Origin of the sequence: Bacillus paralicheniformis (assembly GCF_002993925.1) — a bacterium.
GTDB lineage: Bacteria > Bacillota > Bacilli > Bacillales > Bacillaceae > Bacillus > Bacillus paralicheniformis.
The window spans coordinates 964,881-991,683 of record NZ_CP023665.1; the positions used below are offsets into that span (position 1 = coordinate 964,881).

Here is a 26,803-nt window from a genome sequence, read left to right on the forward strand (position 1 = left end):
AAATAAACTAGAGGAGAAAATAATGAACAACAAATACGAATTAGGTGCATTTATTTTACGTTTGGTTACCGGTCTTACATTTTTGCTTCACGGTCTTTCAAAATTTCAAGGCGGGATTGAAAATACTGTAGGATTTTTCAGCAGTGTCGGAATTCCGGGCTTTCTCGCCTATATCGTAGCGATTATCGAATTGGCCGGAGGGGCTTTAATGATTCTCGGGCTCGGTACGCGTGTGATTGGCCTTTTATTTGCGATTGTCATGCTGGGGGCCATTTTCACTGTTAAGCTATCCGCCGGATTCATGGGAACGGATGGAGGCGCAGGCTATGAATTTGATGTAGCGCTTCTTGCAATGTCTATATACTTGGGCTTGAGCGGAAGCCGCATGCTGTCTCTTGATGGTTTATTCCGTTCCAAAGGGCAGGAGAAACCAAGGAAAGAAGGAAAAACAGATGACGCAGCAAATCCACCCGGGCACTGAGCTCGGATATGTGAAGCTGAAGGTGAGCCGTCTTGAAAGATCGGTTTCTTTTTACAGGGATGTGATCGGTTTTCAAGTATTAAAACGTGACGGAAAAACGGCGGAGTTCACAGTTGACGGGAAAAATCCGCTTCTGATTATTGAGGAAATTCCAAATGCTGTTGTGCTGCCTGAAAGATCGGCAGCAGGCCTTTATCATTTTGCCATTTTGCTTCCAAATCGCAAGCAGCTCGGCATGGCTGTGAAGCATTTGCTCCGCTCCGGCATTGAACTCGGCCAGGGAGATCACCTTGTCAGCGAGGCGCTTTACTTGTCAGATCCTGATCAAAACGGAATTGAAATCTACCGGGACCGCCCGTGCGAGGGCTGGAAGCGTGATGAACAGGGGAACTACGTGATGGGTACGGAGCTGGTTGATGTCCAAGGTCTTCTTGAAGAAGCCGATGGTCACGAATGGCAAGGTCTTCCCCCTGAAACAAAAATCGGACACGTCCATTTTCACGTCAAGGATTTAAAGCTGGCGAAAGAATTTTACCACTCTGTGCTGGGATTTGATATTACAGGAGATTATCAACACATGTCAGCGCTTTTCGTCTCTGCCGGAGGCTACCATCACCATATCGGCTTAAACATCTGGGCCGGACAACATGCGCCATTTGCTCCACTTAATGCGGCAGGCATGGCATATTACACGGTTCTTCTCCCGAGTCAGGCGGAATTGGACTGCATCGTGAAAAAACTGAAAAGCTCAGGTTATGCCGTTGAGCATCAAGAAAACGCATGGTTTGTTAAAGACCCGGCTTCAGGCATTGATATCAGGTTGACTGCTTGAAAAGGCGAAACTTTAGTTTCGCCTTTTTTTTATGCCATTCAATCAAAGGACAACAATAGCAAAGAATGAGAATAAACAGACATTAATAACAAAGATTCAGGGGCGGCAGCTGTGCTAACATGAATTTGAAAAATTGGAAATGAAACAGGGGTGAAGGTTGATGGCAAAAAGCCTGACTGGCAAGGCGAAACATCCGCCTGTCTGGAATCCGAATGTTGACGGCGGGCGGTTTTGCAATCCCGTTCTTTTCATGGACTACTCAGATCCCGATGTCGTTCGGAAAGGCAGCGACTTTTTTATGGCGGCCTCGAGTTTTTCCTGTTTTCCCGGAATTCCCGTTTTGCACTCGACAGATTTGGTGAATTGGTCTTTGATCAGCCATGTGTTTGACGAGCTCCCCTTCGGCGAATACGAGGCCCCTGCTCACGGCAAAGGAGCATGGGCGCCGAGCATTCGGTACCATAACGGGGAATTCCTGGTGTATTTCGCTACGCCTGATGAGGGAATCTTTATGAGCAAAACATCAGATCCGTTTAAAGGATGGGAGCCTCTCATACACGTCAAAAAGACAAAGGGCTGGATTGATCCTTGTCCATTTTGGGATGACGACGGAAATGCCTATTTGATCCACGCCTATGCCAACAGCAGAATCGGAATCAAGAGCAAGCTGAATCTCTGCCGAATGAAAAAAGACGGAACGGCATTGGAAGACGATGGCGAGATCGTCTTTGACGGTACGCTGAACCACCCTACCATTGAAGGGCCGAAACTGTATAAAAAAGACGGCTATTATTATATCTTTGCCCCGGCTGGAGGGGTGAAGACAGGCTGGCAGACGGTTTTGCGGAGCAAGCAGATTTACGGTCCCTATGAAGATAAGGTTGTCCTCCACCAAGGAAATACAGCGATTAACGGTCCGCACCAGGGAGGCTGGATTGAGCTTGATTCCGAAGAATCATGGTTTATCCACTTTCAAGATCGCGGAGCATTCGGCAGAGTAGTGCACCTTCAACCTGTCCGCTGGATCGACGGCTGGCCGTTGATGGGCGAAGACATAGACGGCGACGGGATCGGCGAACCTGTTTTGCAATGGGAAAAGCCGAAGACAAACGCCAAAGAAGTGAAACAGCCCTTTGACCATGCCAATGATGATTTTTCTTCAGATCGCCTTGCGCTTCATTGGCAATGGGAAGCGAATCCGAAGCAAGACTGGTACTCTCTCAGCGCCAGTCCCGGCCGGCTTCGCTTGTACAGCCGCGGCATCCCGCATCCGTTCAAACTGAGCCGTCTGCCGAACCTTCTGATGCAGAAATTTTCGGGCCCAAGCTTTACAGCAACGGTCAAATTGTCGCTAAACGCCTTCTCGGACACTATGCTGGCCGGCTTGGCTGTAATGGGAAGGGAATACGCCTATCTCGGCTTTTCGAAATCGGAAAACGGCTATCGGCTTTCTGTATACAAAGGCCGTATGGAAGGTGAGCAGGAAGATGTCAAAACAGAAGAGCACGGTGTACAGGCGGAAACGGTCTATTTGCGCGTGACTGTTGATGAACAGGCGGTGTGCCGTTTCAGCTACAGCATGGATCAGCGTCATTTCACACAGATTGGGGATTCGTTTCAGGCTGTTCCCGGGCGATGGACGGGTGCCAAGGCAGGTGTATATTGCACGGATACCGGAGGAGCAGACGGACAGGACGGCTGGTGCGATATCAATTGGTTCAGGGTCGAACCGGCAGGAGGGGAATGTCATGAATGGTGAACACACATATACGAACCCGGTGTTGACCGGTTTTCACCCAGATCCTTCAATTATCAAAGTCGAGGAAGATTTTTACATGGTGAACTCAACGTTTCAGTATTTCCCGGCAATCGTTATTTCCCACTCTAAAGATTTAGTCCATTGGAAGATCATCGGCCACGGAATTACGGAGAATGACAGATTGGATCTGTCTGATATCAATGATTCACACGGCATTTGGGCGCCCGATATCTCGTATCATGACGGAACCTTCTACATTTTCGCGACACACAGGCTGAACGGACCGACCGTCATCAACGGACGAGAGCTGATCCGCAGGCAAATCATGATCAAGTCCAGCCGTCCTGAAGGCCCTTATTCAAAGCCCGTTTTCATTGATGAAGGAAGCGGCATCGATCCGTCTCACTTTGTTGATGACGACGGGAAACACTATATGCTGCTCAGTCCTGCTTGCACGCTCTTTCCTTTAAATGACGAGTGTACAGAAGTTTCCGGCGAGCCGGTTCAGATTTGGGAAGGGACCGGCAGAAGGGCGCCTGAAGGGCCGCATGTGCTGAAAAAAGACGGGTATTACTATGCGATATTGGCGGAAGGAGGCACCGGATATTCCCACTCGATCACGATAGCCCGCTCGACGCATTTGTACGGTCCTTATGAGCCCTGCCCGTATAACCCGATATTAACGCAGACAGACCCGGATGCTCCGATTCAAAGAGCGGGGCACGGCAAGCTCGTTGAAACCCAGAATGGAGAATGGTGGGCGGTGTATCTATGCGGGCGGCCCAATGAGGGAAACTATACAACGGTTGGCAGGGAGACCGCTTTGGATCCCGTCGAATGGAAGGATGACGGCTGGTTTGTCATCAACGGCTTGAACGGCCCGAGTCTGATCCAGCGCGCTCCCAACCTTCCTCCGGTCAAATGGGATGAAAAGACTTTCGACGATTTTGACGATGATACGCTCGGTCTTGACTGGCAGTTTGTCAGAAATCCCGACCATTCAGGCTGGTCTTTGACCGAAAGACCGGGATATCTCAGGCTATGGACAGGTGATTGGGATTTACACGACATCCGCGCAAAAAATACGGTCGTCAGAAGGGAAAAGCACCACCAATACAGCGCCGGCGTGAAACTCGACTTTTCACCTGCGGCGTCCGGCGAGCAAGCGGGGATCGTCTGCTACTACAGCACGCATAATTATTTGAAATGCTGTCTGACCTATGAAGAAGGATTAAAGATCAAGGTCATGGAAAATCGCTCCGGCTTCCAAAAAACGCTTGGGGAAAAACATGCCGAAGCCGGCCCGCTGTATTTAAAAGCCGTCATCAATAAGCAAAAGAGGGATTTTTACTACAGTTATGAAGGGAAGCATTGGCATCACGCAGGCGGTACTTATGATGCCCGTTTCTTAAGCGATGAGGGGTCGCGTGACGCAAAAGGACATACGGGAACGATGGTGGGGGTATTCGCCAATAATGGCGGAAGCGGCAGAAAGGCCGTCGCTGATTTTGACTGGTTCCGTTATACCGCATATTAAATGTCTCTGCTTTTTTTCCTGTATTGAAGCGGCGGGATGCCGACGATTTCTTTAAACACTTTATTAAAGTGGCTGATATGCTTAAAACCGGTATCCGCGGCGATGTCCAATATTTTCTCGTCTGTATCACGAAGCCGTTTTTTCGCTTCGCGGATTCTGATATGCCGGATATACTCCTGAAGATGAAAGCCGGTCACTTTTTTAAACACTCTGCTTAAATATGATGGGCTGATATAAAATTGTCCGGCCAGCCCGTTTAATGTCATCGTTTCTTGAAAGCTGCCATTGATATATGAAGCGATTTCCGAGATTTTTTCATCCATCGGGTGAAGCGGCCGTGTTTGATTGCGTCCGCCGCCCGCAAGGCTCCGGTAAATGGTAAAAAGCAGCTGAAACAATAGCGCCCTCACGACATCTTCGTGTCCTTCTTTTTTCAGCTTGCACTCCTTCTTCATCTCCATCAGCAGGTGTTCGACTGCCGCCTGTTCACGGAGGGAAAATGCGATGAAATTTTGATGTTCCGGAAACGGAAGCAGCCGATAATGGCTGCACTCAAGCAATGGTTCAATGAAATTGTGCGAGAAATTAATCAGGATGCGTTCGAACTCTTGAACTTCCGTGCTTGACGTTCGGTGGAGGTCGTGGGGGTTGATGATGATCATCGAGCCTTTTTCCGCGGTATAGACGCTTTGGTTAATAAAATACGTGCGTTCTCCGCTGAGCAGATAATACAGTTCATAGCCTTCATGAACATGCGGCGCGTTCATCTCGGTAAATCCTTTTCTCTGCATATATTGAATCGAAAAAGAATGCTCGGCTATGAAATATTTAGGATGGAGCATGTCGGGCATTCCTCCTTGAAAACGTTTTCTTATCAAGCGGGAGGGATCATATGAAAAAGTTATGTTGCCTGATCTTGATCTTGGTTTTTTCAGCGGGCTGCACGCAGCAAAAGGCGTCAACAGAAGAGGGCGGGGCGCTTGAAATCGATTGGCTCGTACCGCTCCACACGCCGCAGCCTCCGAAGGAGAAGGCGCTTGATATCATTGAAGACAAAACGAATACAAAGCTGAAGCTCATTTGGGTTCCGGATTCAACAAAAGAAGAGCGGATCAATACAACGCTTGCTGGCGGAAGCATGCCTAAAGTGATGACATTGCCTGATCTTGAAGATTCAGCGGTTGTCAGCGCGCTGCGTTCGGGAATGTTCTGGGAAATCGGTCCGTATTTAAAAGACTATCCGAATTTAAGAACGCTTGATAAAACCATTTTAAAAAATATCTCGGTTGATGGCAAAGTTTACGGGATTTATAGAGAAAGGCCGATGGCCAGACAGGGAGTCGTGATTCGGAAAGATTGGCTCGACAATCTCGGCTTGGAAATGCCGGAAACCGTTGATGACCTTTATAAAATAGCAAAAGCGTTCACAGAACAGGACCCCGATCAAAACGGAAAAGACAATACGATCGGTCTTGCCGACCGCAATGATCTCACCTTCGGAGCGTTTAAAACCTTGGCTTCGTACTTTGGCGCACCGAATGAATGGGGGACCGACGAAGACGGAAATCTGTTTCCTTATTTTAAGCATGAGGCCTATAAAGACACAATGGCATATATGAAAAAGTTTTATGAAGAAGGCCTGATGAACCGGGACTTCGCGGTGACAAGCAAAACGCAGCAGCAGGATTTAGTGATTCAGGGAAAAGCGGGAATCTACATCGGCGCAATGAGCGATGCCATGAACTTGCGTGATCAGGGACTCGCTTTGAATCCCGAATTTCAGCTTGAGATCGCAAACCGGATCAAAGGCCCCGACGGCAAGGAGCGCACATGGGCGCTCGGCGGTCATGGCGGGATGTTCGCCATTTCGAAATCAAGCGTCAAGACTGAAGAAGAGGTCAAAAAAATTCTCGCATTTTTTGACAGAATCGCTGAAGAAGACCTCAACAATTTAATGCTGTATGGAATAGAAGGCGTACACTATGAAAAGAAAGGCGACAGCGGCTATTTTCGAAAACAGGAATACTACCATCTGTGGGAAGCGGAAATTCAGCCGTTAAACCAGCTGATCGGCATCAATAAACAAGCTTTAAAAAGCGCTGAAGATCCACTGCGCGCCAAAAATGAAAAGCTTGAGGAGGACAACCGGGCAATCGCAGTCCAGAATCCGGCCGAACCGCTGTATTCCGCCGCACAGATGGACAGGGGAACAGAATTGAAGAAAATCATCGATGACGCCACATTCAAATTTATTCTCGGGGAAATCAATGAAAAAAGCTTTGACAAGGCAGTCGTAAAATGGGAGAAGCATGGCGGCGGAACGATTATGAAAGAGCTGAATGAAGATCTGAAAAAGGCAAACTAAACAGAAAAACCCTTTCCGTTTTTTCAAAAGGAAAGGGTTTTTCATCATATTTGCTCCAAGTTCATTTTCTTTAAATTCTGCAAAATAAACAATATAATTCCATCAAAGGACGAAAAGGAGGAAGCGATATGCAGACTGCCGTTATATATGCACACCCAAATCCAAACAGTTTCAACGGAGCCATTTTAAATCAAGTCATAAAGGCGCTTGAGGACGGTAAGCATTCTTATGACGTCATTGATTTGTATAGAGACCGGTTTGATCCCGTTCTTTTATTTGATGAAAAGAAGAGGCGCTCTGATATGAAGCGCGACCCGGAAACCGCCGAATATCGAAGAATTGTCAAAAACGCCGACCATCTGATTTTCATTTATCCGCTTTGGTGGGGCGGGATGCCGGCGATCATGAAAGGATTTATTGACCGCGTTTTTGTAGCCGGAGAAGCTTATACATATCAAGGAAAGCTGCCAAAAGGCCTGCTGAAGGCGCCTACGGCTTCGGTTTACTACACGGCTGACGCCCCATCATGGTATTTGCGGTTTTGGCGGCGGGATGCCGACTGGGTGACGGTTAAAGATGTGATGTTGAAGTTTTGCGGCGTACGGCGGGTAAGGCGACTGCTGTTTGCCGGTGTGAAAGACAGCTCCGACGGAAAACGAACGCAATGGCTTGACCGTGTCTACCGGTCTATAGCTCCTGCAGATCGGGGGATCAGCGAATGAAAAAGGATCTGAAATGGCTGGATTGGGCAAAGGAAATTCAAGCCATCGCCCAGGCGGGGCTTGCCTATACAAAAGATGACTTTGATCGTGAACGTTTTGAGCGGCTTCGCGAGTTGAGCTGTGAAATTATCGCCGATTATGCGGAAACCGATTTCTCAAAAGTGAAAGAGCTTTTTGCCGGAGAATCAGGCTATCAAACACCTAAAGTCGATGTGAGAGCCGTGATTTTTAAAGATCATAAGCTCCTCCTTGTCCAGGAAAAAGCAGACGGTAAATGGGCGCTGCCAGGCGGATGGGCAGACATCGGCTTTACGCCGAAAGAAATTGCGGTTAAAGAAACGCTTGAAGAGACAGGTTTGAAAGTCAAGGCGCACAAACTTTTGGCGGTCATGGATAAAAAGCGCCACAACCACCCTCCTTCCGCCTTCCACATCTATAAGCTGTTTATTGCCTGTCAAATTGTCGGAGGCAAGGCGGAAGCGGGGATGGAAACGCAAAACCTTGGTTTTTTCCCATTGGAGAATCTGCCTGAATTATCGGAAGCAAGGAATACGTATGAACAGATCGAATACCTTTTTGGAAAGCATGATGCAGTGTATTGCGACTAGGGGAGGAACAGACAATGGATCAGTTGAAATATCCGATCGGCACTTTTTCAAAACCGCTTGAAGCGGAAGAAAGGGAACGGAAAAAATGGATCGGGGATCTGAAGCAAGCGCCGCATCTCCTGAGTAGCGCGGTGGCGGGACTAAATGAAGAACAGCTTGATACGCCGTACCGGACCGGAGGCTGGACTGTCCGGCAAGTCGTTCACCATCTTGCCGACAGCCATATGAACGGCTATATTCGAAGCAAATTGGCACTGACTGAGGAGGCGCCTTTGATCCGCACGTTTGACGAACAGAATTGGGCCGGACTTACCGATGCCAGAACGCTCGATCCGGCTTTGTCGCTGGCGCTTTTGAACACGCTGCATCTGCGCTGGACCGCTTTTTTTGAATCTTTAACAGAAGCGGATTTTGAAAAAGCGTACATTTATCCTGACACAGGAGAGGAAATGAAGCTGTATCAAGCGCTCGCTCTCTATGTGTGGCACTCACACCACCATATTGCCCATATTACAGAGCTTCGAAAAAGAATGGGTTGGAACTGAAAAAACGCGCCGCTGCGCGTTTTTTGTTTACCGTTTGTTTTCAGGGGGGATGGTTAACACTAACATAACAGCAGAATCGTTGGTTTTTGCTTTTTCTAGCCGGTAAATTAAGGTAAGATATATGAGTTATCACTCAAACGTGATGGATTTATCCTGTGATTAGAGAGAAGTGGTTTTTCATGAAAAAAAATGCGCTGGCGATTTTAAGGATTGTAATTCCGGCGGCTGTTCTTTTGTTTGTCTTTTTTCAAGCGAAAAAAGAACTGGCCGGGCTGTCTTTTAAAGCAACATTTTTGATTATCGATCAAATTAATCGGGTTGACCTGTTTATCCTTGTTTTTCTCGGACTTGCCGCCATTTTGGCGATGACATTATACGATTTTGTTCTGGTTCGCTCCCTCGGAATGAAGGTTTCGAAATGGAAGACGATCAAGGTGTCCTGGATCGCCAACTCGCTTAACAATGTTCTCGGGTTCGGCGGATTGTCCGGTGCAGGATTGAGAACGATCCTTTACAAAGAGCATGTTGATGATGTGAAGAAGCTGATCAGGGGGATCGCATGGCTTGCGTCTTCGATTCTTCTCGGGCTGTCTGTCCTCTGCCTTCTCGTCCTTGCCGGGATTCTGCCTGCCGGAGATCTGTTTACAGAAAAAGCGTGGGTGCTGCTGGCTGTTACCGGTACGGCGATAATCGCTCCCGGTACGGCCATCATTTTAATGATCAAAAAGAGGAGAAGCGCAGGAGCCGAAAAAGGCATGCGGCTTTCGGTCTTCTTTTCTTATTTGGGTGCATCTGTGATCGAGTGGTTTGCCGCTGCAGCGGTTATGTATTATTCCCTTGTAACGATGGGGGTCGATTTAGATGCGAAAACCGTTCTCGGCGTTTTTACAATTGCATCTGTAGCCGGAATGATCAGTCTCGTTCCCGGCGGATTCGGTTCGTTCGACCTGCTTTTTTTGGTGGGGATGAGCAAGCTTGGGGTTGATCAGGAAATCACTCTGACGGCGATTGTGCTTTACAGGCTTGCCTATTCGTTTATCCCTTTTGTATTCGGCCTTATTTTTGCAGCAGCCGATTTGACTGGGAATACAATGAAGAAGCTCGAAGAAAAGCCGATTATTGCCCCGGCAATAGAAACGACCAATATTCTGTTGATTTTACACAGAGCGCTGTTATTCAGACTGCTGAACGGTTCGCTTTCAGTTATCGCGTTTTGCAGCGGAGCGATTGTGATCGCATCCGTGGCGCTGCCGATTGACAGGATTACATTGATACCGAATATTCCGAAGTACATGCTGGTGTTTTTTAACGGCTTGTCCCTCAGTTTCGGCTTGATTTTGCTGATCCTGCCGCTGGAGCTTTATCGGAGGACAAAGAGATCTTATTATATGACGCTGACCGCTTTGGTTCTTGCCTTTCTGTTCACGCTTTTTAAAGGTTTTAATATTAGCGCGGTCTTCATGATTCCTGTGGTATTTGTCCTGTTTGTTCTGCTGAGGGGGCAGTTTACAAGGGAGCGGGCTGTCTACACATTCGGGCAAATCGCATGGGGAGCTTTTATCTTTCTCTTTACTTTGCTGAATTACAATATTATTGCTTCAAACATTTGGGAGGCGCTCGGCCATATTCTCGTAAAAGATTATTTCATTCACAGTGAACGTCATGTCGACTTCGCGACGTTTTTTGCATTATTTTTCGTTCCGCTGTATTTCGTTGTTTTCATCTGGACGTTTAACAGGAAAACGAAAGAGGTCGGTGAAGCTCCTGATCCGGAGAAACTGGAGGCATTCTTAAAAGAAAAAGGCGGAAACGCTTTGAGTCATTTGGGCTTTTTAGGTGACAAGCGGTTTTTTTATTCAAGCGACGGGAATGCGCTGATTCAATTCGCCAAAGTCGGCCAGCGTCTCGTTGTGCTCGGCGACCCGTCCGGCCTGGAAGGCTCGTTTCCGCTCGTGATCAAAGAATTTCTTCATACGGCTGACCAAAAAGGGTATCTTGTCATTTTCTATCAGATCGAACGAGAAGACATGGGGCTCTATCATGATTTCGGATACCGTTTTTTCAAGCTTGGAGAAGAGGCGATTGTCGACCTTGACACCTTTACAATCACCGGAAAAAAGCGGGCCGGGTTAAGGGCGATTCACAACCGCTTTGAACGGGAAGGGTATACATTTCATGTCGAACAGCCGCCGTTTTCGGCAGAATTCCTCAACGAGTTGAGGCAGGTATCTGATGAATGGCTCGGCCGAAAAAAAGAAAAAGGCTTTTCGCTCGGGTTTTTTCATGAAGATTATTTGCAGAAAGCGCCGATTGCCGTTTTAAAAAGCGAAGAAGGTGAGATCGTCGCGTTTATGAATATCATGCCGATGTACCGCGAAGGGGAAATATCCATCGATCTGATGCGCTATTCGAAGAAAGCGCCGAAAGGAATCATGGATGCGCTGTTCATCTATTTATTTCAATGGGGAAAAGAACAGGGCTACACGGCCTTCAATATGGGAATGGCCCCTTTATCGAATGTAGGGACATCGTTTCAGTCATTCTGGACGGAGCGATTAGCCGCTGTGATTTTCAACAATGTCAGCTACATGTACAGTTTTAGCGGACTGCGGTCTTTTAAAGAAAAATATAAACCGGTTTGGCGGGGAAAATATTTAGCCTACCGGAAAAACCGATCTCTCCCGGTGACGATGATCCTTGTGACGAGGCTGATCGGAAGGAGAACGAAGTGAGGCCGTTTTTTAAAACGGTCTTTTTTAGATTGCCATTGTAAGAAGCAATGAAAGGCGGTATACTGCAAATGATTGGAAGGAAAGGATCGAACTCGACAAATGGGGGATCAAAATGAAGCAAATTGAAGTATTAAGATATGACGCATTTTCAAAGACGGCGGGTCTGGGAAACCCGGCGGGCATCGTGCTTGAAGCAGACGGATTGACCGATCGTGAAATGCAGAAGATCGCTGAACAGGCAGGCTATAACGAAACGTCTTTCCTGCTGCCGAGCGAGTCGGCCGACATAAGGATCCGCTACTTTACGCAGGGCCATGAAATGAATCTATGCGGACATGCGACTGTTGCTTCACTTTATGCGCTTCTGGAAAAAGGCGCGATCGAAGCCGGGGCGGAGTTGAAGGTCGAAACAAAAGCGGGTGTTCTTTCCGTGTATACCGCCTCTGACGGCAATCAGCGGTTTTTGGTGACGTTGGAGCAGGCGCCACCGAGTTTTCAGTCATTCACAGGAAGCAGAAGCCAACTGGCGGAAACGCTGGGAATCAGCGAAGCGGACTTTCATGAAGCATTGCCTGTTGTTTACGGCAGCACAGGGATATGGACATTGCTTGTGCCGGTGAGAGATTTGGCCGCAATCCGCAGGATGAAGCCCGTTCAAGCTGAATTCCCCAACATTTTAACCGAAATGCCGCGGGCGTCAGTCCACCCGTTTTGCCTGGAGACGATTCATCGGGATTGCCAGCTTCACGGCAGGCATTTTTCATCGCCTTATTCCGGAACGAGTGAAGATCCTGTCACAGGAACAGCATCAGGAGTGATGGGCGCTTATATGAAAACGTACGGAAAGGAATTCTGTGAAGAGGGCCGGACTGATTTTCTAATCGAACAGGGCCAGGAAATGGGAAAAGACGGAAAAGTGAAAATCGAAGTTGCGGAACAAAACGGCATCATGAAAGTGCGGATGACAGGAACCGCTGTATTTGCTGAAAAGCAGAGCTTCGAGGTGTAAAACAGATACCGCCTTTTTTTAACGAGTGATGATCATTGCAAACGCCAGCGGTAAACATTATAATCAACAATGATAATCATTTTCATTTGAGGGGGCGGCCACATGAACGACACGCTGGAAATTCAAAGTATTCGCGATTGTGTCAGAAATAGAAGAACGATTCGAAAGTTTAAACAGGATCCGGTGGCGAAAGAAGTGGTGCTGGAACTCTTGGAAGATGCGGTTTATGCGCCGAACCACAAGCTGACAGAACCGTGGCGGTTCATTTATATCGGGACGGAAAGCGGGAAAAAAAAGCATGCCGACAATTTAAAAGCGGCGTTTAAAGAGCTCAAGCCGAATATGCAGGAAGAACAAATCAATAAGTTCAGAGAGCATATTCTCAGCGTTCCGGCTTTTCTCTTCGTTATTATGAAAGAAGACGAAAACGAACGGGTCAGAAGAGATGATTTTGCAGCCGTCAGCTGTTTGATCCAGAATCTTCAGCTTCTCGCTTGGGAAAAAGGCATCGGCATGGTATGGAAGAGCGGGGAAGTTCTTTCTCATGAAACATTGCACAGGTTAATGGGGCTGAAGCGCGATGAGCGGGTAGCAGCTCTCTTGCAGATCGGATATCCTGCGGAAATTCCTGAAGCGAAGCACAGGACCCCGGCAGCACAGCTACTGACCGAATTAACTTAAAGAATGAGGCCCGGGAATCCCGGGCCTCGATTATTATTTTGACTGCCGCTTTTCCGCGCGCTTATCAGCCGCCTGCATGCGGGCTTGTGCTTCGCGGTCATCCTGATCGGCGAGTTCAGCAGAATATTCCTCGTATACTCCGTCAGCTTCTCTCTTATACTGATCAGGAACTTGAGGGAGCTTTTGCTTGTTTTTGTCACGGTTTTTGTGGATTGCATTTCTGCCCATATGATCACTCCTCATCAATAATCGGCCGGTCAAGCTTTATTGTTCGCTGATCAGGCTCCCGCTATGCATTACGATTTTTCCCTTGCGGCGCGCTCAGCCCTTTTAAATTCGCGCGAATATCTGACTTCCTGCGTCTTGTTCAGAGAGGATTTAAAATGCTCTCGTTTTTTCTTGTCAGCCATCTTTTCAAGCCTCCTCAAAACCTCAGTTATTCACAGGCTGTCCGTTTCAACGGCATTTATACAAGTTTTAAGCTTCTTTTAACCGGCGGTTTTCCTCTTCGAATGTTCTCATGCTGTACAGCGTGTACATATCTTTCGGAATTTCATACAGGTGAAATGTATCGCTGCCGGCCCAGTCAAGATCAGTCTTGACGGCATAGGGGAGCTTTTCCGCCGCTTTGAGGGAGCGCATATTTGTTTTTCTGATTTTCATAAAAACGGCTTCGATTTGCTTTTCATAAAAAAGCTCGCAAAAAAAAGCGTCTTTCGCCCGTTGATTCAAGCCTTTTCCATGATAAGGTTTGCCGAGCCATGTGCCAAGGAAGCCTTTTTGATCTTCGATTTCATACAAGCTGATGCAGCCGACCGGGTTTTCCCATTCATCAAGTATCGTTCGCGATATCAGCTTTCCCTGTTCTTCTTCTTCGATCATGTTTTTGACATGAAACATATACTCTTCAATCGTCTCCGCTTTATTTCTGACAAAAGGGAAGACATCCGGATGAATCATCAGTTCAAAAAGTGCATAGCAGTCGGTCAGTTCCCGTTTCTTCAGCATGGCAGCCCCTCCTTAGTTTGAGGGCGGCTTTTACAGCAGAACGGGACGCATAAATCCACCCTCGGAATTTTTTAATTTGCGGAAACAGTTGTCCGCGTATCTTGCACATCCATTAAAAAATTCGGGGTGGGAATCGAACCCACTAAAACCAGAGACCTGGTGGCGCACCATTTGCCTTCCCTGTATTGTATGCTGCTAAAAAGATACTTACATTTTACGCAGCTGGGAAAGGAAAAGCTACAAGGCTTTTGTTGGGAAAACAGCTTTTATGTCAAAAGGTGTTGCAGGGCATCTTCCAGTTCGGGATATATGAAATGATAGCCGTTCTGAAGCGCTTTTTTCGGGAGAACGCGCTGCCCTTTCAGCACGAGCATGCTCATTTCTCCGAGGATGCCTTTTATTACAAATTCGGGAACCGGAAGCCAGTGGGGGCGCTTTTCTACTTTCGCGACGGTTTGTCCGAAGGTTTCCATCTGAACGGGATTCGGTGCCGTGACATTGACAGGGCTGGACAGCTGAGGCTGCTCAATCGCTGATAATATCATGCCGACGACGTCTTCGATATGAATCCACGGCACTCATTGCTGCCCTGAGCCGACGCGTCCGCCTGCAAACAATTGATAGGGGAACACCATTTTTGGGAGCGCCCCTCCGTCTTTTCCAAGCACCATGCCAAAACGCATCCAGACGGTGCGGATGCCAAGCGTTTCAATTGGTTCGGCTGCTTTTTCCCACGAAGCTGTCGTTCTGCTTAAAAAATCCTCAGCTGAGACGGGAGATTCCTCTGTGAATGTCTGTTCAAGACTCGTTCCGTAAATGCCGACTGCGCTCGCCTGAATGAAGGTGTTCGGCTTCTTCCGAAGACTTTGTATGATGCGGGCCGACTCCTGCACGGAGCGGAGGCGGCTTGCCGCGATTTCCGCCTTCGTTTTTTCATTCCAACGGCCGAAAAGTGATTTTCCGGCTAAATTGATCCAAACATCGATATCGGTCAGCTCTGTTTCAGGGCGGGTGCCGTTTTTTTGCCAGAGAACGTAAGAAGTGTTTTTTTGTTCGGTTTCAGCCGGTTTTCTTGTTAAAATATAGACGTGATGTCCCCGGGCGGTTAAGGCGTTTGTCAAATGCCTGCCGATAAAACCCGTCCCGCCGGAAATCGCAATCTTCATCATGATTCCTCCCTTTCATGATCATTAACCTTATTGTAAAAGAAGAAAACAAAAGAAGGGAGTTATTTATGCCATATATTACAAAGATTTCTGCCCAGAAAAACAATGAAGAGCGGGTCAATATTTTTCTGGATGAAAAGTATGCGTTCAGCGTCGACCTGGACGTGCTCGTCAAGTTTGACCTGCGAAAAGGCAAAGAGCTTGATGAGCTTGATATCATTGAGATTCAGTACGGAGACGACGTTAAAAAAGGGTTCAAAAAAGCGCTCGATTATTTGTCATACCGGATGCGCTCGACAAAGGAAGTCAAAGACCATCTCAAGAAAAAAGACGTCGCAGACTCCGCGATCACAGAAATCCTGCATATGCTTAAAGGTTATAAATATTTGGACGACCGCGAATTTGCGGCTGCATATGTCAGCACCCACAGAAAAACGAGCGGCAAAGGCCCCGATGTCCTATTCAGAGAGCTTAAATTGAAAGGGATCGATGATGAACTGATTCAGGAAGCGCTCAGTTCGTTTTCGTTTTCCGATCAGGTCGAGGCCGCGGTCAAGCATGCGGAAAAAGTGCTGAAAAAAGAAAAAAAGCTGTCCTCCAAAGAGACGAAACAGGCCATCGAACAGCACCTTGTCAGAAAGGGGTTCTCCTTCGATGTCATCTCGGCCGCGCTTCAGGAAACGGATTACGAAAACGACGACAGCGCTGAAAGGGAAGCGCTTGAGAAGCAAGGGGAAAAAGCGATGAAGAGGTGCGGTTATGACGGATCATACGAAACGAAAATGAAGGTCAAACAGCATCTGTTCAGAAAAGGCTTTTCAATCGACATGATTGATCAATTTTTAGATGAAAAGGGATGAGAATATGGAGAAAAGATACAGTGAAATGACTGCACACGAACTGCACCAGGAAATCGCGGGTCTGACCGAAAAGGCAAGAAAAGCGGAACAAATGGGGATTGTGAATGAACTGGCCGTCCACGAACGAAAAATCGCGATGGCGAAAGCTTACCTTCTTGATCCGGCCGATTTTAAAGCCGGCAACGTATACGAAATCGAAGATGGGGGCGACGATTTCCATATCCGCTATATAAACGGCGTGTTCGCCTGGGGATACCGTCTTTCGTCACCTGATCATGAAGAGGCTCTGCCGATTTCTTTATTAAAAGAAAAGGGCTAAGCCAAAAGCTTAAACCCTTTTCGCAAATGTTATCTTGTCCGGATGCGCGTGTTGCGCTGGAGAATGATGAGGTCCTGGGTCTGCTGCGTTTCTCCGTTTACCTGCGCGCGCGCATGCTTTGTGTTTGCCCATGGCTGCGGATAGTTTTGCGTTTTCATCTGGTTAAAATCGTTTGTATACGGTTTGCGATTTGCACACAAAAGAAATCACTCCATCCCAGAAAAGTTTAGCGTTTGCCGGAAGCCCTCATTCTTTCTTGCGGATGAGTATTTGTGCTTCCGTCAGGGCGCTTTGAAGCAAAATCATCTTTGGCCCGGGGCTCGCCTTCAAATTTATTGTTGTTCATGTTCGGAAAGCCTCTTGATTTATTTCGCATCTCTTTTAGGCTCCTCCAATCAAGTCCATAATGTTTGCGTCTTCGGTTCGGAAGACGTAAGGTTAGTATATGAAAAGGACGACGTTTTCAAAAAGAAAGTTTTTTCCTTAGGGAAAGGGGGAAAAGCCAAGTGGAAGAGTACTTTGAAAAGCTGACAAATGCGCTTCTTGAAAAAAATCATATGCTGAGTTACGCACAAGCCAGAACATGGGTTGAACTGCTGTGGGGGGATTTCGAGGCGACATTTGCAAAGGCCGGCCACCCGTACAGAGGAAAAGAGCTGACAGAGCGTGTCGTCAAAGAGTGGATTGAGCACTATGGCAGCAAGTTGCATTTATTTCAAAATGATAAGCCTTCTTACAAGGATCTGTTCTCCGGAGGCCGCGGGCTGCTTCATTAAGCATTTCTTTCGAAAAGAATGATTGGCGTGAAAGCGATTGTCATTGGTTCCGGATTGCCGGTGCCAGCGCCGCATATCAAAAGGAGCCCGGATGGCGCATGAAGGGCGTGAAGGCAAGGCGAGGCCGGAGCGGGAGCCGTCTGTCCGTTGAAGCGAAGACTGGTGTAAGCTTGCCTGATCAATGACCATTACATTGTGTCATTCGCCGATTCCCGGGTTGTCGGGAGGAGCCGCAAGAGGAGCGGGGTCACGGTTTCGACTGCAGCATAACGGCGTGAAGTCATGAAAAAAGCTCTGTCTGCAGCGTTCGGTCTTCCATCATGGAACAGTCGGAGAAATCAAATCCGGTTTTCACCCGATGACAAAGGGCATATTAAGGGGAAGGATTTGATGCGGCGGCGGGCTTTGACCTCCGGTTTGACAAGCGGTCCTTACGAGGTTTTCCCTGCGGCTTCTTTGGCTTTTGGTGAAGAGCAGGGGTTTAATTTGGAAAAATATGATTCAATGCGAAAAATGTCGTAAAATGGGAAAACCATTAGGCTATCGTGTTTGATTCTAAAGCGATATCATTTTTTTACCACTTGTTCATAGATGTCTGATATAATGACAAAATAATCTTGTAGAAAATAGTACAGCGTGCCCACAGTTTTCCTTTTGTTGTGTGGGAAGCGGCTAGATGCAAGTATCCTGCCAAACGGATGCCGGATGCAATTTTATTATGTCCAAAAGAGGTGCCTTTAAGTGAAGAGAGGATTCGTTTCAATCATTATTCCTTCATACAATGAAGCAAGCAATATTAAATTGATTTATGAATCGTTGAGGAACGAATTTCAATCCATTGATTATGATTATGAAATTTATTACATAAATGATGGAAGCACTGATCAAACATTGGAGGAAATTAAAAAGCTAGCCGAAAAAAGCGAGCGTGTGAAATATATTTCGTTTTCACGGAATTTCGGCAAGGAGGCAGCCATCCTTGCCGGTTTTCAGCATGCCCGCGGCGATGCCGTTGTGGTGATGGATGCGGATTTGCAGCACCCGACATACCTCCTGCACGATTTTATTAAAGGGTATGAGGAAGGCTATGATCAAGTGGTCGCCCAGCGCAACAGAAAGGGAGACAACCCTGTGCGCTCCTACTTGTCGTCCCTTTATTACCGCTTTATCAATAATGCCGTGGAAGTCGATTTAAGGGACGGCGTCGGCGATTTTCGTCTTTTAAGCAGAAAAGCCGTCAATGCGATGCTGAAGCTGAGCGAAGGCAACAGGTTCTCAAAAGGGCTGTTTTGCTGGATCGGTTTTGACCAAAAGATTGTTTATTACGAGAACGTCGAAAGGAAAAACGGAAAGTCCAAGTGGTCGTTCCGCCACTTGTTGAACTATGGAATCGACGGGGTTGTGTCGTTCAACAACAGACCGCTGAGAATTTGTTTTTACGCCGGTATTTTTATCCTTTTTCTATCGCTTATTTATATCGCTGCGACATTCATCAGAATCTTAAAATACGGTGTGATCGTTCCCGGCTATTTTACGATTATTTCCGCCGTCCTGTTTCTCGGCGGCATCCAGCTTCTCAGCCTCGGAATCATCGGCGAATACATCGGGCGCATTTATTATGAGACGAAAAAGCGGCCTCATTACTTAATACAGGAGGCAAACATCGCTCATGGAGAAACTCATGAAAATCGTGAATCCTGAATTTATTCGCTTCGCCGTCGTCGGTGCAGTGAATACTTTGAATTACTATGCGGTGTATTTGCTGCTGCATGTTTTGCTTCAGTTGAATTATATGGTTTCTCATATTGCCGCTTTTTTCGTCAGTCTTGTGATTTCTTTTTTCTTGAACTGCTATTTTACATTTAAAATCAAGCCGACGCTGGCAAAGTTTTTGCAATTTCCGCTGACACAGCTGTTTAATTTGACGGTATCTTCTTTGTTCGTCTACACGTTTGTGAATTTTTTCAAGATGAACAGTGAGGCAGCTCCGCTTGCCTCCATGTTTTTAACCGTTCCTCTGACATTTTTAGTGACAGGGAAGATTTTGAAAAAAGACAGGGGAAGAGTATGAAGAAAACAGTTTTTTTATTTGTGATCGCAAGCGTTGCAGTTTCCTTGGCCGCCCATTCCTTTTTTCTGTATGAATGGGCGCATGACCGCTACATGACTGGGAACGGCGACGGACTTGCACAAATGATTATTTTTAAGTCGTTTCTTTTTGAACAATACAAACAAGGGAACTTCTTTTATTCGTATTCTTTCGGTCTCGGAGGCGGGATCTACAGCCAGCTTGGCTATTATTTCACGACGTCTTTTGTCTTCATCGCTTCATCCGCAGCCATTTTTCTGATGCAGCTTTTGCATTTGGCCGGGGATGCGGACCCTTTGTTCTGGGCGCAGGCCTCTGTATTCATCAGTGTCATTAAGCTAAGCCTGATCATTTTAGCGGCAGCGTATGCGTTAAACGGCATGGTGAAAAACAAGCTTGCCGCCTTTACAGGTGCGGTCTTGTACGGTACGTCGGTCATCTATTTCAGGCACACGGTGTTCTGGGAATTTTTCAGTGACGCCATGCTGTGGCTGCCGCTGCTTGTCGCCGGAGCCGAGAAAGTTATCAGGGAAAAGCGGACAGGACTGTTTATTACGGCTTGTTCTTTAACGCTGATCAATAACTTTTATTTTGCCTATATCAACTTGATTTTCATTGCGATCTATATTATCTTCCGCTGGCTGATCCGGCTAGACCCGGAAAAGGAAGCGCCGAGGTGGAAGCAATTCGGGATGTTCGCCGCTTCATGCCTGATTTCTTTCGGAATCAGCGCGGTTTCCTTTGTGCCTGCAGTTTACGGATTTTTAAACAATTTACGGCCGCCGTATGAACAGGCTGTCGCTGTATACGATCTGACGGACAACATTCTGTTTTCCAGCCGCATTGTCTTGCTGCCGGCTGTCTTTATGCTGTTCTTGTTCGCGTTTTCGTTCTATAAAAATAAAACGTTCAGGCTGTTTGCCTCAATCAGTGTGCTGCTTGTGCTTTTGCACTACAGCCCGCTTGCGGCAAGCGCGTTCAACGGCTTCTCCGCTCCGCAGAACCGCTTTGAATACCTGCTCGCTTTTACGATCGGGGGAGCGGCGGCCGCAGGAATGACCGAACTGAAAAACATCAGGCGGAAAGAGATGATATGGTCCATCCTGCTCGCCCTTCTGGTTTATATCGCGGTCATTTGGCGAAAAGACGTGGATTTATCACTGATGCAAAATTGGAGCATGCTTGTGCTTCTGTTCCTGACAATCGCCATCTTTACGGCGGCGGGGTTTCAATATAAGAAATCGCAGCTTTTTTTGCAAGCCTGCATTTTATTATCGTCCGTTCTCGTGGCGAACACGTATCAGAAATATGTTCTGTCTGAGTCAAGCGGCATTAAAGACGTCACAAAAAGCTATTTGACCAGCAATGAGTACAATGGCGAAGAACAGCGCCGCCTCTTAAACAACATTCGAAAAGACGATGACGGTGACCCGTATACAAGAATCGACTGGATGAACGGCGTGCGCAACAATACTCCGCTGATGCAGGATTTTAACGGCTTCAGCGCCTACTCAAGCATTCTCAATCGCGATCTTCTCCTGTTTTATTGGGAAGACCTGCAAATCGATATGGGAAGGGAAAGCGTCAGCCGCTACGCATCGATGGGCGACCGGGCCAACTTGTACAGCTTGCTGTACGGCAAGTATTACATGACGGAAAAAGAGAATGCCGCCAATGTTCCGTACGGGTTTATCAAAACGGATGAATCAGAGCACTACGCGGTCTATAAAAACAAATACACCATGCCGTTTATCCGGACCGCGCGGACAGTATTTACGGAAAAAGATTTAGCGGATGCGCCTGTTTTAGCGCGGGAGCATGCGATGCTTGAAGGAATCGTGCTTGAGAATGGCGATGATGGAAAAGTGCAGCCGCCGGACGTTCCTGATTTGATGAAGCAGACGAAGCTGAAAACCGAAGGGGCGAGCTATCATAACGGCGTCCTCGACGTCACCGCCGAAAATGGCGGCATCGATCTAATTCCCGAAGGCGGGCTCCCGAAAGAAGGCGACTATTATGTCGGATTTTATTTAAAAAGCCTTGCAAAAGACCAATTCTTTAACTTGCGGGTCAATGATTATGTAACATCAAGAAAATCGAACGAGTCGATTTACAAAACAGGTGTTTACGATTTAACGATCAGGGTCCCGAAAACAGATAAAATTTCAATCAGGCTGCCAAAAGGGAAATATCAATTGGACCATTTGAGCCTGCACCAGGAAGACTATCAATTGCTGAAAAAAGCGGCCGCCCAAAAAGCGCCGGCCGCCGACTTGGACTGGCGGAACAATCAAGTGTCCATCAGCTTTGACAATCAAAATGGAGACCGCTACATGGTCCTGCCGGTTCCGTACGAAAAAGGCTGGGAAGTCACTGTAAACGGAAAACCGCAAACCGTCCATAAGGCAAATTACGCGTTTATCGGATTTTCAATAGAAAAAGGGAAAAACGACATCCGGCTCGTTTATTACCCGCCGTACTTCAAAGCTGCCTTGGCCGTGACAGTCATCAGCCTCATCATCGGAATCTGGTACGGCAGAAGGAGAAAAAAGCTTGGCTCTTAAACAGAGCCAAGCTTTAATTTTTTCTGAAGTTTTTCCTCGCTGAAAATCCATCCCGTATAGGAGGTGATTAATTCGAGCGTGTCTCTGTCGATGTGCGCGATCGCCACGAAAGGGTAGTGTCCTTTGCTGCGGTATCGCAGATCGATAAAGCGGACTTCGTAGTGATCCTTATACGTATCGATCTCCCATTTGTAAACCGGTGAGAATGAAAGAAACGCCGAAATGTTCTTATCCTGTTTCGCCGCTTTCATCACGTTCGTATCCGGCACAGGCACCCTGTTGAAGGTGTCGACGATGACGACGTTTCCGTCCATGCTTCGTCCGACGTAAAAAGCCGATTTTGCTTTGACGGCAATTCGCCACTGCCTGAATTTCATCGTAGGCGAAATAATGATTTCTTCAATATCTTCGATTTTTTCACGGAGCTCATGCTTGATGTTCCTCTGCATGAAATACCTCACCAGATAATAACCGGCCAAGACGATGTAAAGAGCCAAAAATGTATAGCCCTGATGAGCGCCTGCCAGCCAAAAGGCGATGGCTATGAGATGGCTGACGAAAATAAACGGATCAAATGTATTAATCAAGCCGAGCGCTACCCATTTCCTTGAAAAAGGTCTGATCGCCTGTGTTCCGTATGCATTAAAAATATCCACGAACACATGAAGCGCGACCGCGGCAAAGGTCCAAAGCCACAGGTGAAGCAGATTGGCTTCGGGATAAAAGAGCATGAGAATGCCCGGAATCATCAGCGACCAGGCGAGAACAGCGGGGATGGAATGGGTGAATCCCCTGTGGTGCCTAATATAAACAGCGTTGTTTTTCAATTTCAAAACGGTATCGATATCCGGAGCCTGAGATCCGGCGATTGTCGCAATCATCACGGCTTGAGCCATTGATGGGTCCATTCCGACAACTGGATCAAGCGTCGCAATGCCTCCGAGTGCAACGCCCATGACAACATGTGTGCCAGTATCCATTGGTGACCTCCCCTAATGGTGCTAGAAAATCATTTTATTTTCCAAAAACAGAACGAACGAACGACGGACCTTGCCTGAAATATTTAACGCTTTTGCTTTCTTCACTTTTAATGTAACATGTTATCGTATATGCATATAGTTTACAACAAAAAGCCGAAGTAACAAAAGATCGGTATGCAAATGTGACGTGCACAGGCAAGGAGAAGTTTCATGATGGATCTGCAAAAGAAATTACAGCAAAAAAACATCAAACAATTTCAAGAAGATTTAATTTCTTGGTATGAGCAAGAAAAACGGGATCTGCCATGGCGCTCAGACAGCGACCCTTATAAGGTATGGGTGTCAGAAGTGATGCTTCAGCAGACGAGAGTGGATACGGTGATTCCTTACTTCAACAACTTTATCGAAAAATTCCCGACCGTTGAAGCGCTCGCTGAAGCCGACGAAGAAAAAGTGCTTAAAGCCTGGGAAGGACTGGGATACTATTCAAGAGTTCGGAACTTGCAGAGCGCTGTCAGGGAAGTCCACGAACGATACGGAGGAGTGGTTCCTCCTTCAAAAGAGGAATTCGGCAGCTTAAAAGGTGTCGGCCCTTATACAAGAGGCGCGGTGCTAAGCATCGCCTACAATCAGCCGGTACCCGCGGTGGACGGAAATGTCATGCGGGTCATGTCACGGATTCTTTCCGTATGGGATGATATCGCAAAGCCTAAAACCAAAACCCTGTTTGAAAAAATTGTCGAAGCGTTTATTTCTGAAGAAAAACCGTCCGAATTTAACCAGGGGCTGATGGAGCTTGGCGCTGTCATCTGTACGCCGAAATCGCCATCCTGCCTTCTCTGTCCCGTCCGAGAACACTGTTCCGCTTTTGCAGAAGGCTGTGAAAAAGAGCTTCCGGTTAAAAGCAAAAAGAAAAAACCCTCGGTAAAAACTCTTGCAGCCGTTGTCCTGACTGATGAAGAAGGATACATCTATATCCATAAAAGACCGGCATCAGGCCTTTTGGCAAACCTTTGGGAATTCCCGAACACAGAAACGCAGAAAGGGCTGAAGCACGAGCGCGAGCAGCTTGCGGCTTTTTTGAAAGAAGCAGCCGGAATAGAGGCCGAAATCGGTCCGCTTGAAGGAATCGTAGAACACGTGTTTACACACCTTGTCTGGAACATTTCTGTCTTTTTCGGGAAAACGCTCGATCAACCGGATGATTCATACTTTAAAAAGGTCACGAAAGAAGAGCTCGCTGAATATGCCTTCCCGGTTTCGCATCAGAAAATATGGAATATGTATATGAAATAGGCAGCTTGACTGTGCATGCTGCCCGTTAGTCGTACTGGATGGTGGTGCCGTGCGTATAATCGGCTTCCTGGCGGCGCAGTCCGCCTCTTGCTTGAATTTCTTTCACAACCTCCAGGTATTCGGCATGCCCTTCTTCATTAAGGAATGGCATGATTTGCTGGAAGGCGCGGTGAAAATAGAGAAGCTCCGCATCTTTCCACTCGTTTTTCGGCGTGTGGTCGAGCTCGCTCATATCGCGTCCTACGTACATAAGGCGAATGCCTCCTTTTTGATCGTGTTATGAGCTATTTTTTATCAGATTTTTAATCACTATACTAGGAGATGAATGACAAATGGAACAAAGAAAATGTGCCCTTATTACAGGAAGCAGCCGCGGCGTCGGCAAAGCAGCCGCCCTGAGGCTTGCCGAAAACGGCTACAATATCGTCATCAACTATGCAAGAAGCAAAAAAGCGGCCCTTGAGACGGCTGAAGAAATCGAAAAGCTCGGTGTCAAAGCATTGGTCGTCAAGGCGAATGTCGGGCAGCCGGCGAAAATAAAAGATATGTTTCAGCAAATCGAGGAAGCCTTCGGCAGACTGGACGTGTTCGTCAACAATGCTGCATCCGGCGTATTACGCCCCGTCATGGAGCTTGAGGAAAGCCATTGGGACTGGACGATGAACATCAATGCGAAAGCTCTGCTATTCTGCGCGCAGGAAGCGGCAAAGCTGATGGAGAAAACGGGAGGCGGCCACATTGTGAGCATCAGTTCGCTCGGTTCGATCCGTTATTTGGAAAACTATACGACAGTCGGCGTTTCAAAAGCTGCGCTTGAATCATTGACAAGATATCTCGCTGTTGAGCTTGCGGCGAAAAACATCATCGTCAATGCGGTTTCCGGAGGCGCGATCGATACAGACGCCCTGAAGCACTTCCCGAACCGCGAAGAACTTTTGGAAGATGCCCGGCAAAATACGCCTGCCGGCCGCATGGTTGAGATTAGCGACATGGTCGATGCGGTGGAATTTTTAACGTCAGGGAAAGCGGATATGATCCGCGGACAGACGATCATTATTGACGGCGGCCGTTCACTGCTCGTGTAAATTTTTCGCGTTCAATGAATAGGATATCATCCTCCTGCACAATCTAATGGTCGTGGAGGTGATATACAATGGCTAACCAACAATCCAAAACAAACGCACAAAAAGTAAGACAACAAAACCAAGCTTCTGCACAAGGTGGTCAGTTCGGCACTGAATTTGCCAGCGAAACTGACGCGCAGCAAGTAAGACAAAATAACCAACAAGCTGAGCAAAAAAAACAGCAAAACAGCTAATCACTGAAACAGGAAAAAGCACTTCACCATCGGATGAGGTGCTTTTTTCTTTTCGTTTTTTGATCCGACAAAACATCCGAATCTTAGCCACAATCAGTCAAAGGACATCCGGCATGTATAGAGAAATGTTAGTTAGGCAATAAATGGAGTAGAGCATAGAATGGAGGATCCCGAATGCCGGAATTTGAAAACTTGGTTCAGGGGCAGATGGAGATTATGGATAAGCTGCTGTATCTGCAAGCGGAGATTGAAAGATGCCAGAAAATTGAAAAAGAATTGGCTGCCCTTGAAAAGAAAGCCCAGCTTTTATCGATCCGGGAAGATATATCCCAGAAGCGGAAAGATCTTGCTCAAATTCAGGATTTATTCCAAAAGCAGACGGAGCAGGTGATTCAGGCTTATCAAAGAATCGAAGCATGAGCCTCTCTTTATCGTTTTTAGAAAAGAGCCATTCCTGTTCGGGAGTGGCTGTTTTATTTTCATTTTTTATTTTCAAACGTTATAATAAATAAAAGAACTGTCGGACAGGCGATGTGACACACTGACTTGTAAGGCTTTTGCAAAGAAAGTAGGGGAGAAAAACATGGGCTTTCCCAAGGAAGGAGAAACCATTCAAATTCATAGCTATAAGCACAATGGACAGATTCATCGGATTTGGAATGAAACAACGATTTTAAAAGCAACGGAATTGTGCATCATCGGCGCCAATGACCGGACAATGGTCACAGAATCTGACGGCCGGACATGGGTGACGCGAGAGCCCGCAATTTGTTATTTCCATGCAAAGCAGTGGTTTAACGTCATCGGCATGCTTCGCGAAGACGGGATTTATTACTATTGCAACATCAGCTCGCCGTTTGCTTTGGACGATGAAGCCATCAAATACATCGACTATGATTTAGACGTGAAAGTCTTTCCGGATATGACGTATCATATTCTTGATGAAGATGAGTACGCGGATCATAAAAAGGCGATGAATTATCCGAAGGAAATCGACGGCATTTTAAGGTACCACTTAAATACGTTGCTGCATTGGATACACCAAAGAAAAGGCCCGTTTGCATCTGAATTTATTGATATTTGGTATGAACGGTATTTGCATTATACAAAATAAACCTGAAAAACCTGTTGAGACCAACAGGTTTTTTGCGGTGTA

The 26,803-nt window shown here is 47.0% G+C and carries 29 protein-coding genes and 2 pseudogenes; 22 read left to right on the forward strand and 9 right to left on the reverse strand.

All coding sequences use genetic code 11. The features are described from left to right. Positions 1–22 precede the first annotated feature (22 nt). The 4 genes from CP943_RS04820 (at position 23) to CP943_RS04835 (ending at position 4,609) form a co-directional block, all read left to right on the forward strand. Positions 23–481, forward strand: coding sequence for a DoxX family protein (locus CP943_RS04820; protein ID WP_048350624.1), 459 nt, complete (start codon positions 23–25; stop codon positions 479–481). Then, the gene (locus tag CP943_RS04825) at positions 453–1,313 is read left to right on the forward strand and encodes a VOC family protein (RefSeq protein ID WP_105980819.1); all 861 of its coding nucleotides are present in this window, start codon (positions 453–455) and stop codon (positions 1,311–1,313) included. The genes CP943_RS04820 and CP943_RS04825 overlap by 29 nt, the downstream gene beginning before the upstream one ends. Before the next feature lie 160 nt (positions 1,314–1,473). After that, positions 1,474–3,072 carry a glycoside hydrolase family 43 protein gene (locus tag CP943_RS04830; protein WP_105980820.1) on the forward strand — a complete coding sequence of 533 codons (1,599 nt, stop codon included), beginning with the start codon at positions 1,474–1,476 and terminating at the stop codon, positions 3,070–3,072. Beyond that, positions 3,062–4,609 (forward strand): glycoside hydrolase family 43 protein, encoded by a 1,548-nt coding sequence (locus CP943_RS04835; RefSeq protein ID WP_105980821.1) that lies wholly within the window; start codon positions 3,062–3,064, stop codon positions 4,607–4,609. Before CP943_RS04830 ends, CP943_RS04835 begins: the two co-directional genes overlap by 11 nt. Here CP943_RS04835 and CP943_RS04840 read toward each other — a convergent pair. Beyond that, positions 4,606–5,451, reverse strand: coding sequence for a helix-turn-helix transcriptional regulator (locus tag CP943_RS04840; RefSeq protein WP_020450610.1), 846 nt, complete (start codon positions 5,449–5,451; stop codon positions 4,606–4,608). The two genes, CP943_RS04835 and CP943_RS04840, sit on opposite strands and share 4 nt — an antisense overlap. Positions 5,452–5,501: 50 nt before the next feature. Here CP943_RS04840 and CP943_RS04845 point away from each other — a divergent pair, with 50 nt between their 5' ends. The 7 genes from CP943_RS04845 (at position 5,502) to CP943_RS04875 (ending at position 13,271) form a co-directional block, all read left to right on the forward strand. Next, a complete protein-coding gene (locus CP943_RS04845) occupies positions 5,502–6,974 on the forward strand; it encodes an extracellular solute-binding protein (protein WP_105980822.1) in 1,473 nt (490 codons plus the stop codon). 128 nt (positions 6,975–7,102) lie between these two features. Further along, the gene (locus CP943_RS04850; RefSeq protein ID WP_026580626.1) at positions 7,103–7,696 is read left to right on the forward strand and encodes an NAD(P)H-dependent oxidoreductase; all 594 of its coding nucleotides are present in this window, start codon (positions 7,103–7,105) and stop codon (positions 7,694–7,696) included. Beyond that, on the forward strand, positions 7,693–8,304 hold the full coding sequence (locus CP943_RS04855; protein WP_048350617.1) for an NUDIX hydrolase: 612 nt from the start codon (positions 7,693–7,695) through the stop codon (positions 8,302–8,304). Before CP943_RS04850 ends, CP943_RS04855 begins: the two co-directional genes overlap by 4 nt. A 14-nt stretch (positions 8,305–8,318) precedes the next feature. Beyond that, positions 8,319–8,849 carry a YfiT family bacillithiol transferase gene (locus CP943_RS04860; protein WP_020450614.1) on the forward strand — a complete coding sequence of 177 codons (531 nt, stop codon included), beginning with the start codon at positions 8,319–8,321 and terminating at the stop codon, positions 8,847–8,849. A gap of 179 nt (positions 8,850–9,028) precedes the next feature. Next, complete coding sequence (gene mprF, locus CP943_RS04865; protein WP_023856445.1) at positions 9,029–11,581, forward strand: bifunctional lysylphosphatidylglycerol flippase/synthetase MprF; 2,553 nt, start codon at positions 9,029–9,031, stop codon at positions 11,579–11,581. A gap of 112 nt (positions 11,582–11,693) precedes the next feature. Then, positions 11,694–12,590 carry a PhzF family phenazine biosynthesis isomerase gene (locus tag CP943_RS04870; RefSeq protein WP_105980823.1) on the forward strand — a complete coding sequence of 299 codons (897 nt, stop codon included), beginning with the start codon at positions 11,694–11,696 and terminating at the stop codon, positions 12,588–12,590. A gap of 102 nt (positions 12,591–12,692) precedes the next feature. Continuing rightward, positions 12,693–13,271 (forward strand): nitroreductase family protein, encoded by a 579-nt coding sequence (locus CP943_RS04875; RefSeq protein WP_023856444.1) that lies wholly within the window; start codon positions 12,693–12,695, stop codon positions 13,269–13,271. A 33-nt stretch (positions 13,272–13,304) separates the two neighbouring features. Here the strand turns inward: CP943_RS04875 and CP943_RS04880 are convergent, their stop codons facing one another. From CP943_RS04880 to CP943_RS04895, 4 genes and pseudogenes are all read right to left on the reverse strand, one after another. Beyond that, the gene (locus CP943_RS04880; protein ID WP_020450618.1) at positions 13,305–13,499 is read right to left on the reverse strand and encodes a YfhD family protein; all 195 of its coding nucleotides are present in this window, start codon (positions 13,497–13,499) and stop codon (positions 13,305–13,307) included. Between the two features lie 68 nt (positions 13,500–13,567). Further along, a complete protein-coding gene (locus CP943_RS04885; protein ID WP_023856002.1) occupies positions 13,568–13,681 on the reverse strand; it encodes a YfhE family protein in 114 nt (37 codons plus the stop codon). Positions 13,682–13,748: 67 nt separating this feature from the next. After that, the gene (locus CP943_RS04890; protein ID WP_020450619.1) at positions 13,749–14,279 is read right to left on the reverse strand and encodes a GNAT family N-acetyltransferase; all 531 of its coding nucleotides are present in this window, start codon (positions 14,277–14,279) and stop codon (positions 13,749–13,751) included. A gap of 266 nt (positions 14,280–14,545) precedes the next feature. Next, a pseudogene (locus CP943_RS04895) lies at positions 14,546–15,445 on the reverse strand (TIGR01777 family oxidoreductase). Between the two features lie 68 nt (positions 15,446–15,513). On the opposite strand from CP943_RS04895, the gene recX reads away from it, so the two are divergent. Both recX and CP943_RS04905 read left to right on the forward strand, forming a co-directional pair. Further along, positions 15,514–16,305, forward strand: a complete 792-nt coding sequence (recX, locus tag CP943_RS04900; RefSeq protein WP_020450621.1) for a recombination regulator RecX — start codon at positions 15,514–15,516, stop codon at positions 16,303–16,305. A 4-nt stretch (positions 16,306–16,309) separates the two neighbouring features. Then, a complete protein-coding gene (locus tag CP943_RS04905; RefSeq protein ID WP_025810180.1) occupies positions 16,310–16,624 on the forward strand; it encodes a YfhH family protein in 315 nt (104 codons plus the stop codon). Positions 16,625–16,653: 29 nt separating this feature from the next. Here the strand turns inward: CP943_RS04905 and CP943_RS04910 are convergent, their stop codons facing one another. Then, positions 16,654–16,782, reverse strand: coding sequence for a YpzG family protein (locus CP943_RS04910; RefSeq protein WP_369878957.1), 129 nt, complete (start codon positions 16,780–16,782; stop codon positions 16,654–16,656). 68 nt (positions 16,783–16,850) lie between these two features. Continuing rightward, positions 16,851–17,000 (reverse strand): small, acid-soluble spore protein K, encoded by a 150-nt coding sequence (locus tag CP943_RS04915; protein WP_003179924.1) that lies wholly within the window; start codon positions 16,998–17,000, stop codon positions 16,851–16,853. A 130-nt stretch (positions 17,001–17,130) separates the two neighbouring features. Here CP943_RS04915 and CP943_RS04920 point away from each other — a divergent pair, with 130 nt between their 5' ends. The 4 genes from CP943_RS04920 to CP943_RS04935 all read left to right on the forward strand — a co-directional run bounded on the left by CP943_RS04920 (position 17,131) and on the right by CP943_RS04935 (position 22,053). Then, a complete protein-coding gene (locus CP943_RS04920) occupies positions 17,131–17,400 on the forward strand; it encodes a YfhJ family protein (protein ID WP_020450622.1) in 270 nt (89 codons plus the stop codon). 741 nt (positions 17,401–18,141) lie between these two features. Further along, positions 18,142–19,101: a glycosyltransferase family 2 protein gene (locus CP943_RS04925; protein WP_020450623.1), complete on the forward strand. Its 960-nt coding sequence runs from the start codon at positions 18,142–18,144 to the stop codon at positions 19,099–19,101. Continuing rightward, the gene (locus CP943_RS04930) at positions 19,070–19,471 is read left to right on the forward strand and encodes a GtrA family protein (RefSeq protein WP_020450624.1); all 402 of its coding nucleotides are present in this window, start codon (positions 19,070–19,072) and stop codon (positions 19,469–19,471) included. The genes CP943_RS04925 and CP943_RS04930 overlap by 32 nt, the downstream gene beginning before the upstream one ends. After that, the gene (locus CP943_RS04935; RefSeq protein WP_105980824.1) at positions 19,468–22,053 is read left to right on the forward strand and encodes a YfhO family protein; all 2,586 of its coding nucleotides are present in this window, start codon (positions 19,468–19,470) and stop codon (positions 22,051–22,053) included. The genes CP943_RS04930 and CP943_RS04935 overlap by 4 nt, the downstream gene beginning before the upstream one ends. Here CP943_RS04935 and CP943_RS04940 read toward each other — a convergent pair. After that, positions 22,050–23,033: a metal-dependent hydrolase gene (locus CP943_RS04940; protein ID WP_023855996.1), complete on the reverse strand. Its 984-nt coding sequence runs from the start codon at positions 23,031–23,033 to the stop codon at positions 22,050–22,052. The two genes, CP943_RS04935 and CP943_RS04940, sit on opposite strands and share 4 nt — an antisense overlap. 210 nt (positions 23,034–23,243) lie before the next feature. Here CP943_RS04940 and mutY point away from each other — a divergent pair, with 210 nt between their 5' ends. Next, positions 23,244–24,329 carry an A/G-specific adenine glycosylase gene (gene mutY / locus CP943_RS04945; protein WP_025810173.1) on the forward strand — a complete coding sequence of 362 codons (1,086 nt, stop codon included), beginning with the start codon at positions 23,244–23,246 and terminating at the stop codon, positions 24,327–24,329. Positions 24,330–24,354: 25 nt separating this feature from the next. Here mutY and CP943_RS04950 read toward each other — a convergent pair whose 3' ends face one another. Continuing rightward, complete coding sequence (locus CP943_RS04950) at positions 24,355–24,579, reverse strand: hypothetical protein (protein ID WP_020450628.1); 225 nt, start codon at positions 24,577–24,579, stop codon at positions 24,355–24,357. 82 nt (positions 24,580–24,661) lie between these two features. On the opposite strand from CP943_RS04950, the gene fabL reads away from it, so the two are divergent. From fabL to ntdP, 4 genes and pseudogenes are all read left to right on the forward strand, one after another. Next, complete coding sequence (fabL, locus tag CP943_RS04955; RefSeq protein ID WP_020450629.1) at positions 24,662–25,414, forward strand: enoyl-[acyl-carrier-protein] reductase FabL; 753 nt, start codon at positions 24,662–24,664, stop codon at positions 25,412–25,414. Positions 25,415–25,497: 83 nt separating this feature from the next. Further along, a pseudogene (locus tag CP943_RS04960) lies at positions 25,498–25,647 on the forward strand (gamma-type small acid-soluble spore protein); the annotation flags it as partial. 174 nt (positions 25,648–25,821) lie between these two features. Then, positions 25,822–26,067 carry a YgaB family protein gene (locus CP943_RS04965; protein ID WP_003179940.1) on the forward strand — a complete coding sequence of 82 codons (246 nt, stop codon included), beginning with the start codon at positions 25,822–25,824 and terminating at the stop codon, positions 26,065–26,067. Positions 26,068–26,230: 163 nt separating this feature from the next. After that, the gene (gene ntdP / locus CP943_RS04970; protein ID WP_003179942.1) at positions 26,231–26,761 is read left to right on the forward strand and encodes a nucleoside tri-diphosphate phosphatase; all 531 of its coding nucleotides are present in this window, start codon (positions 26,231–26,233) and stop codon (positions 26,759–26,761) included. The last annotated feature ends 42 nt before the right edge of the window (positions 26,762–26,803 follow it).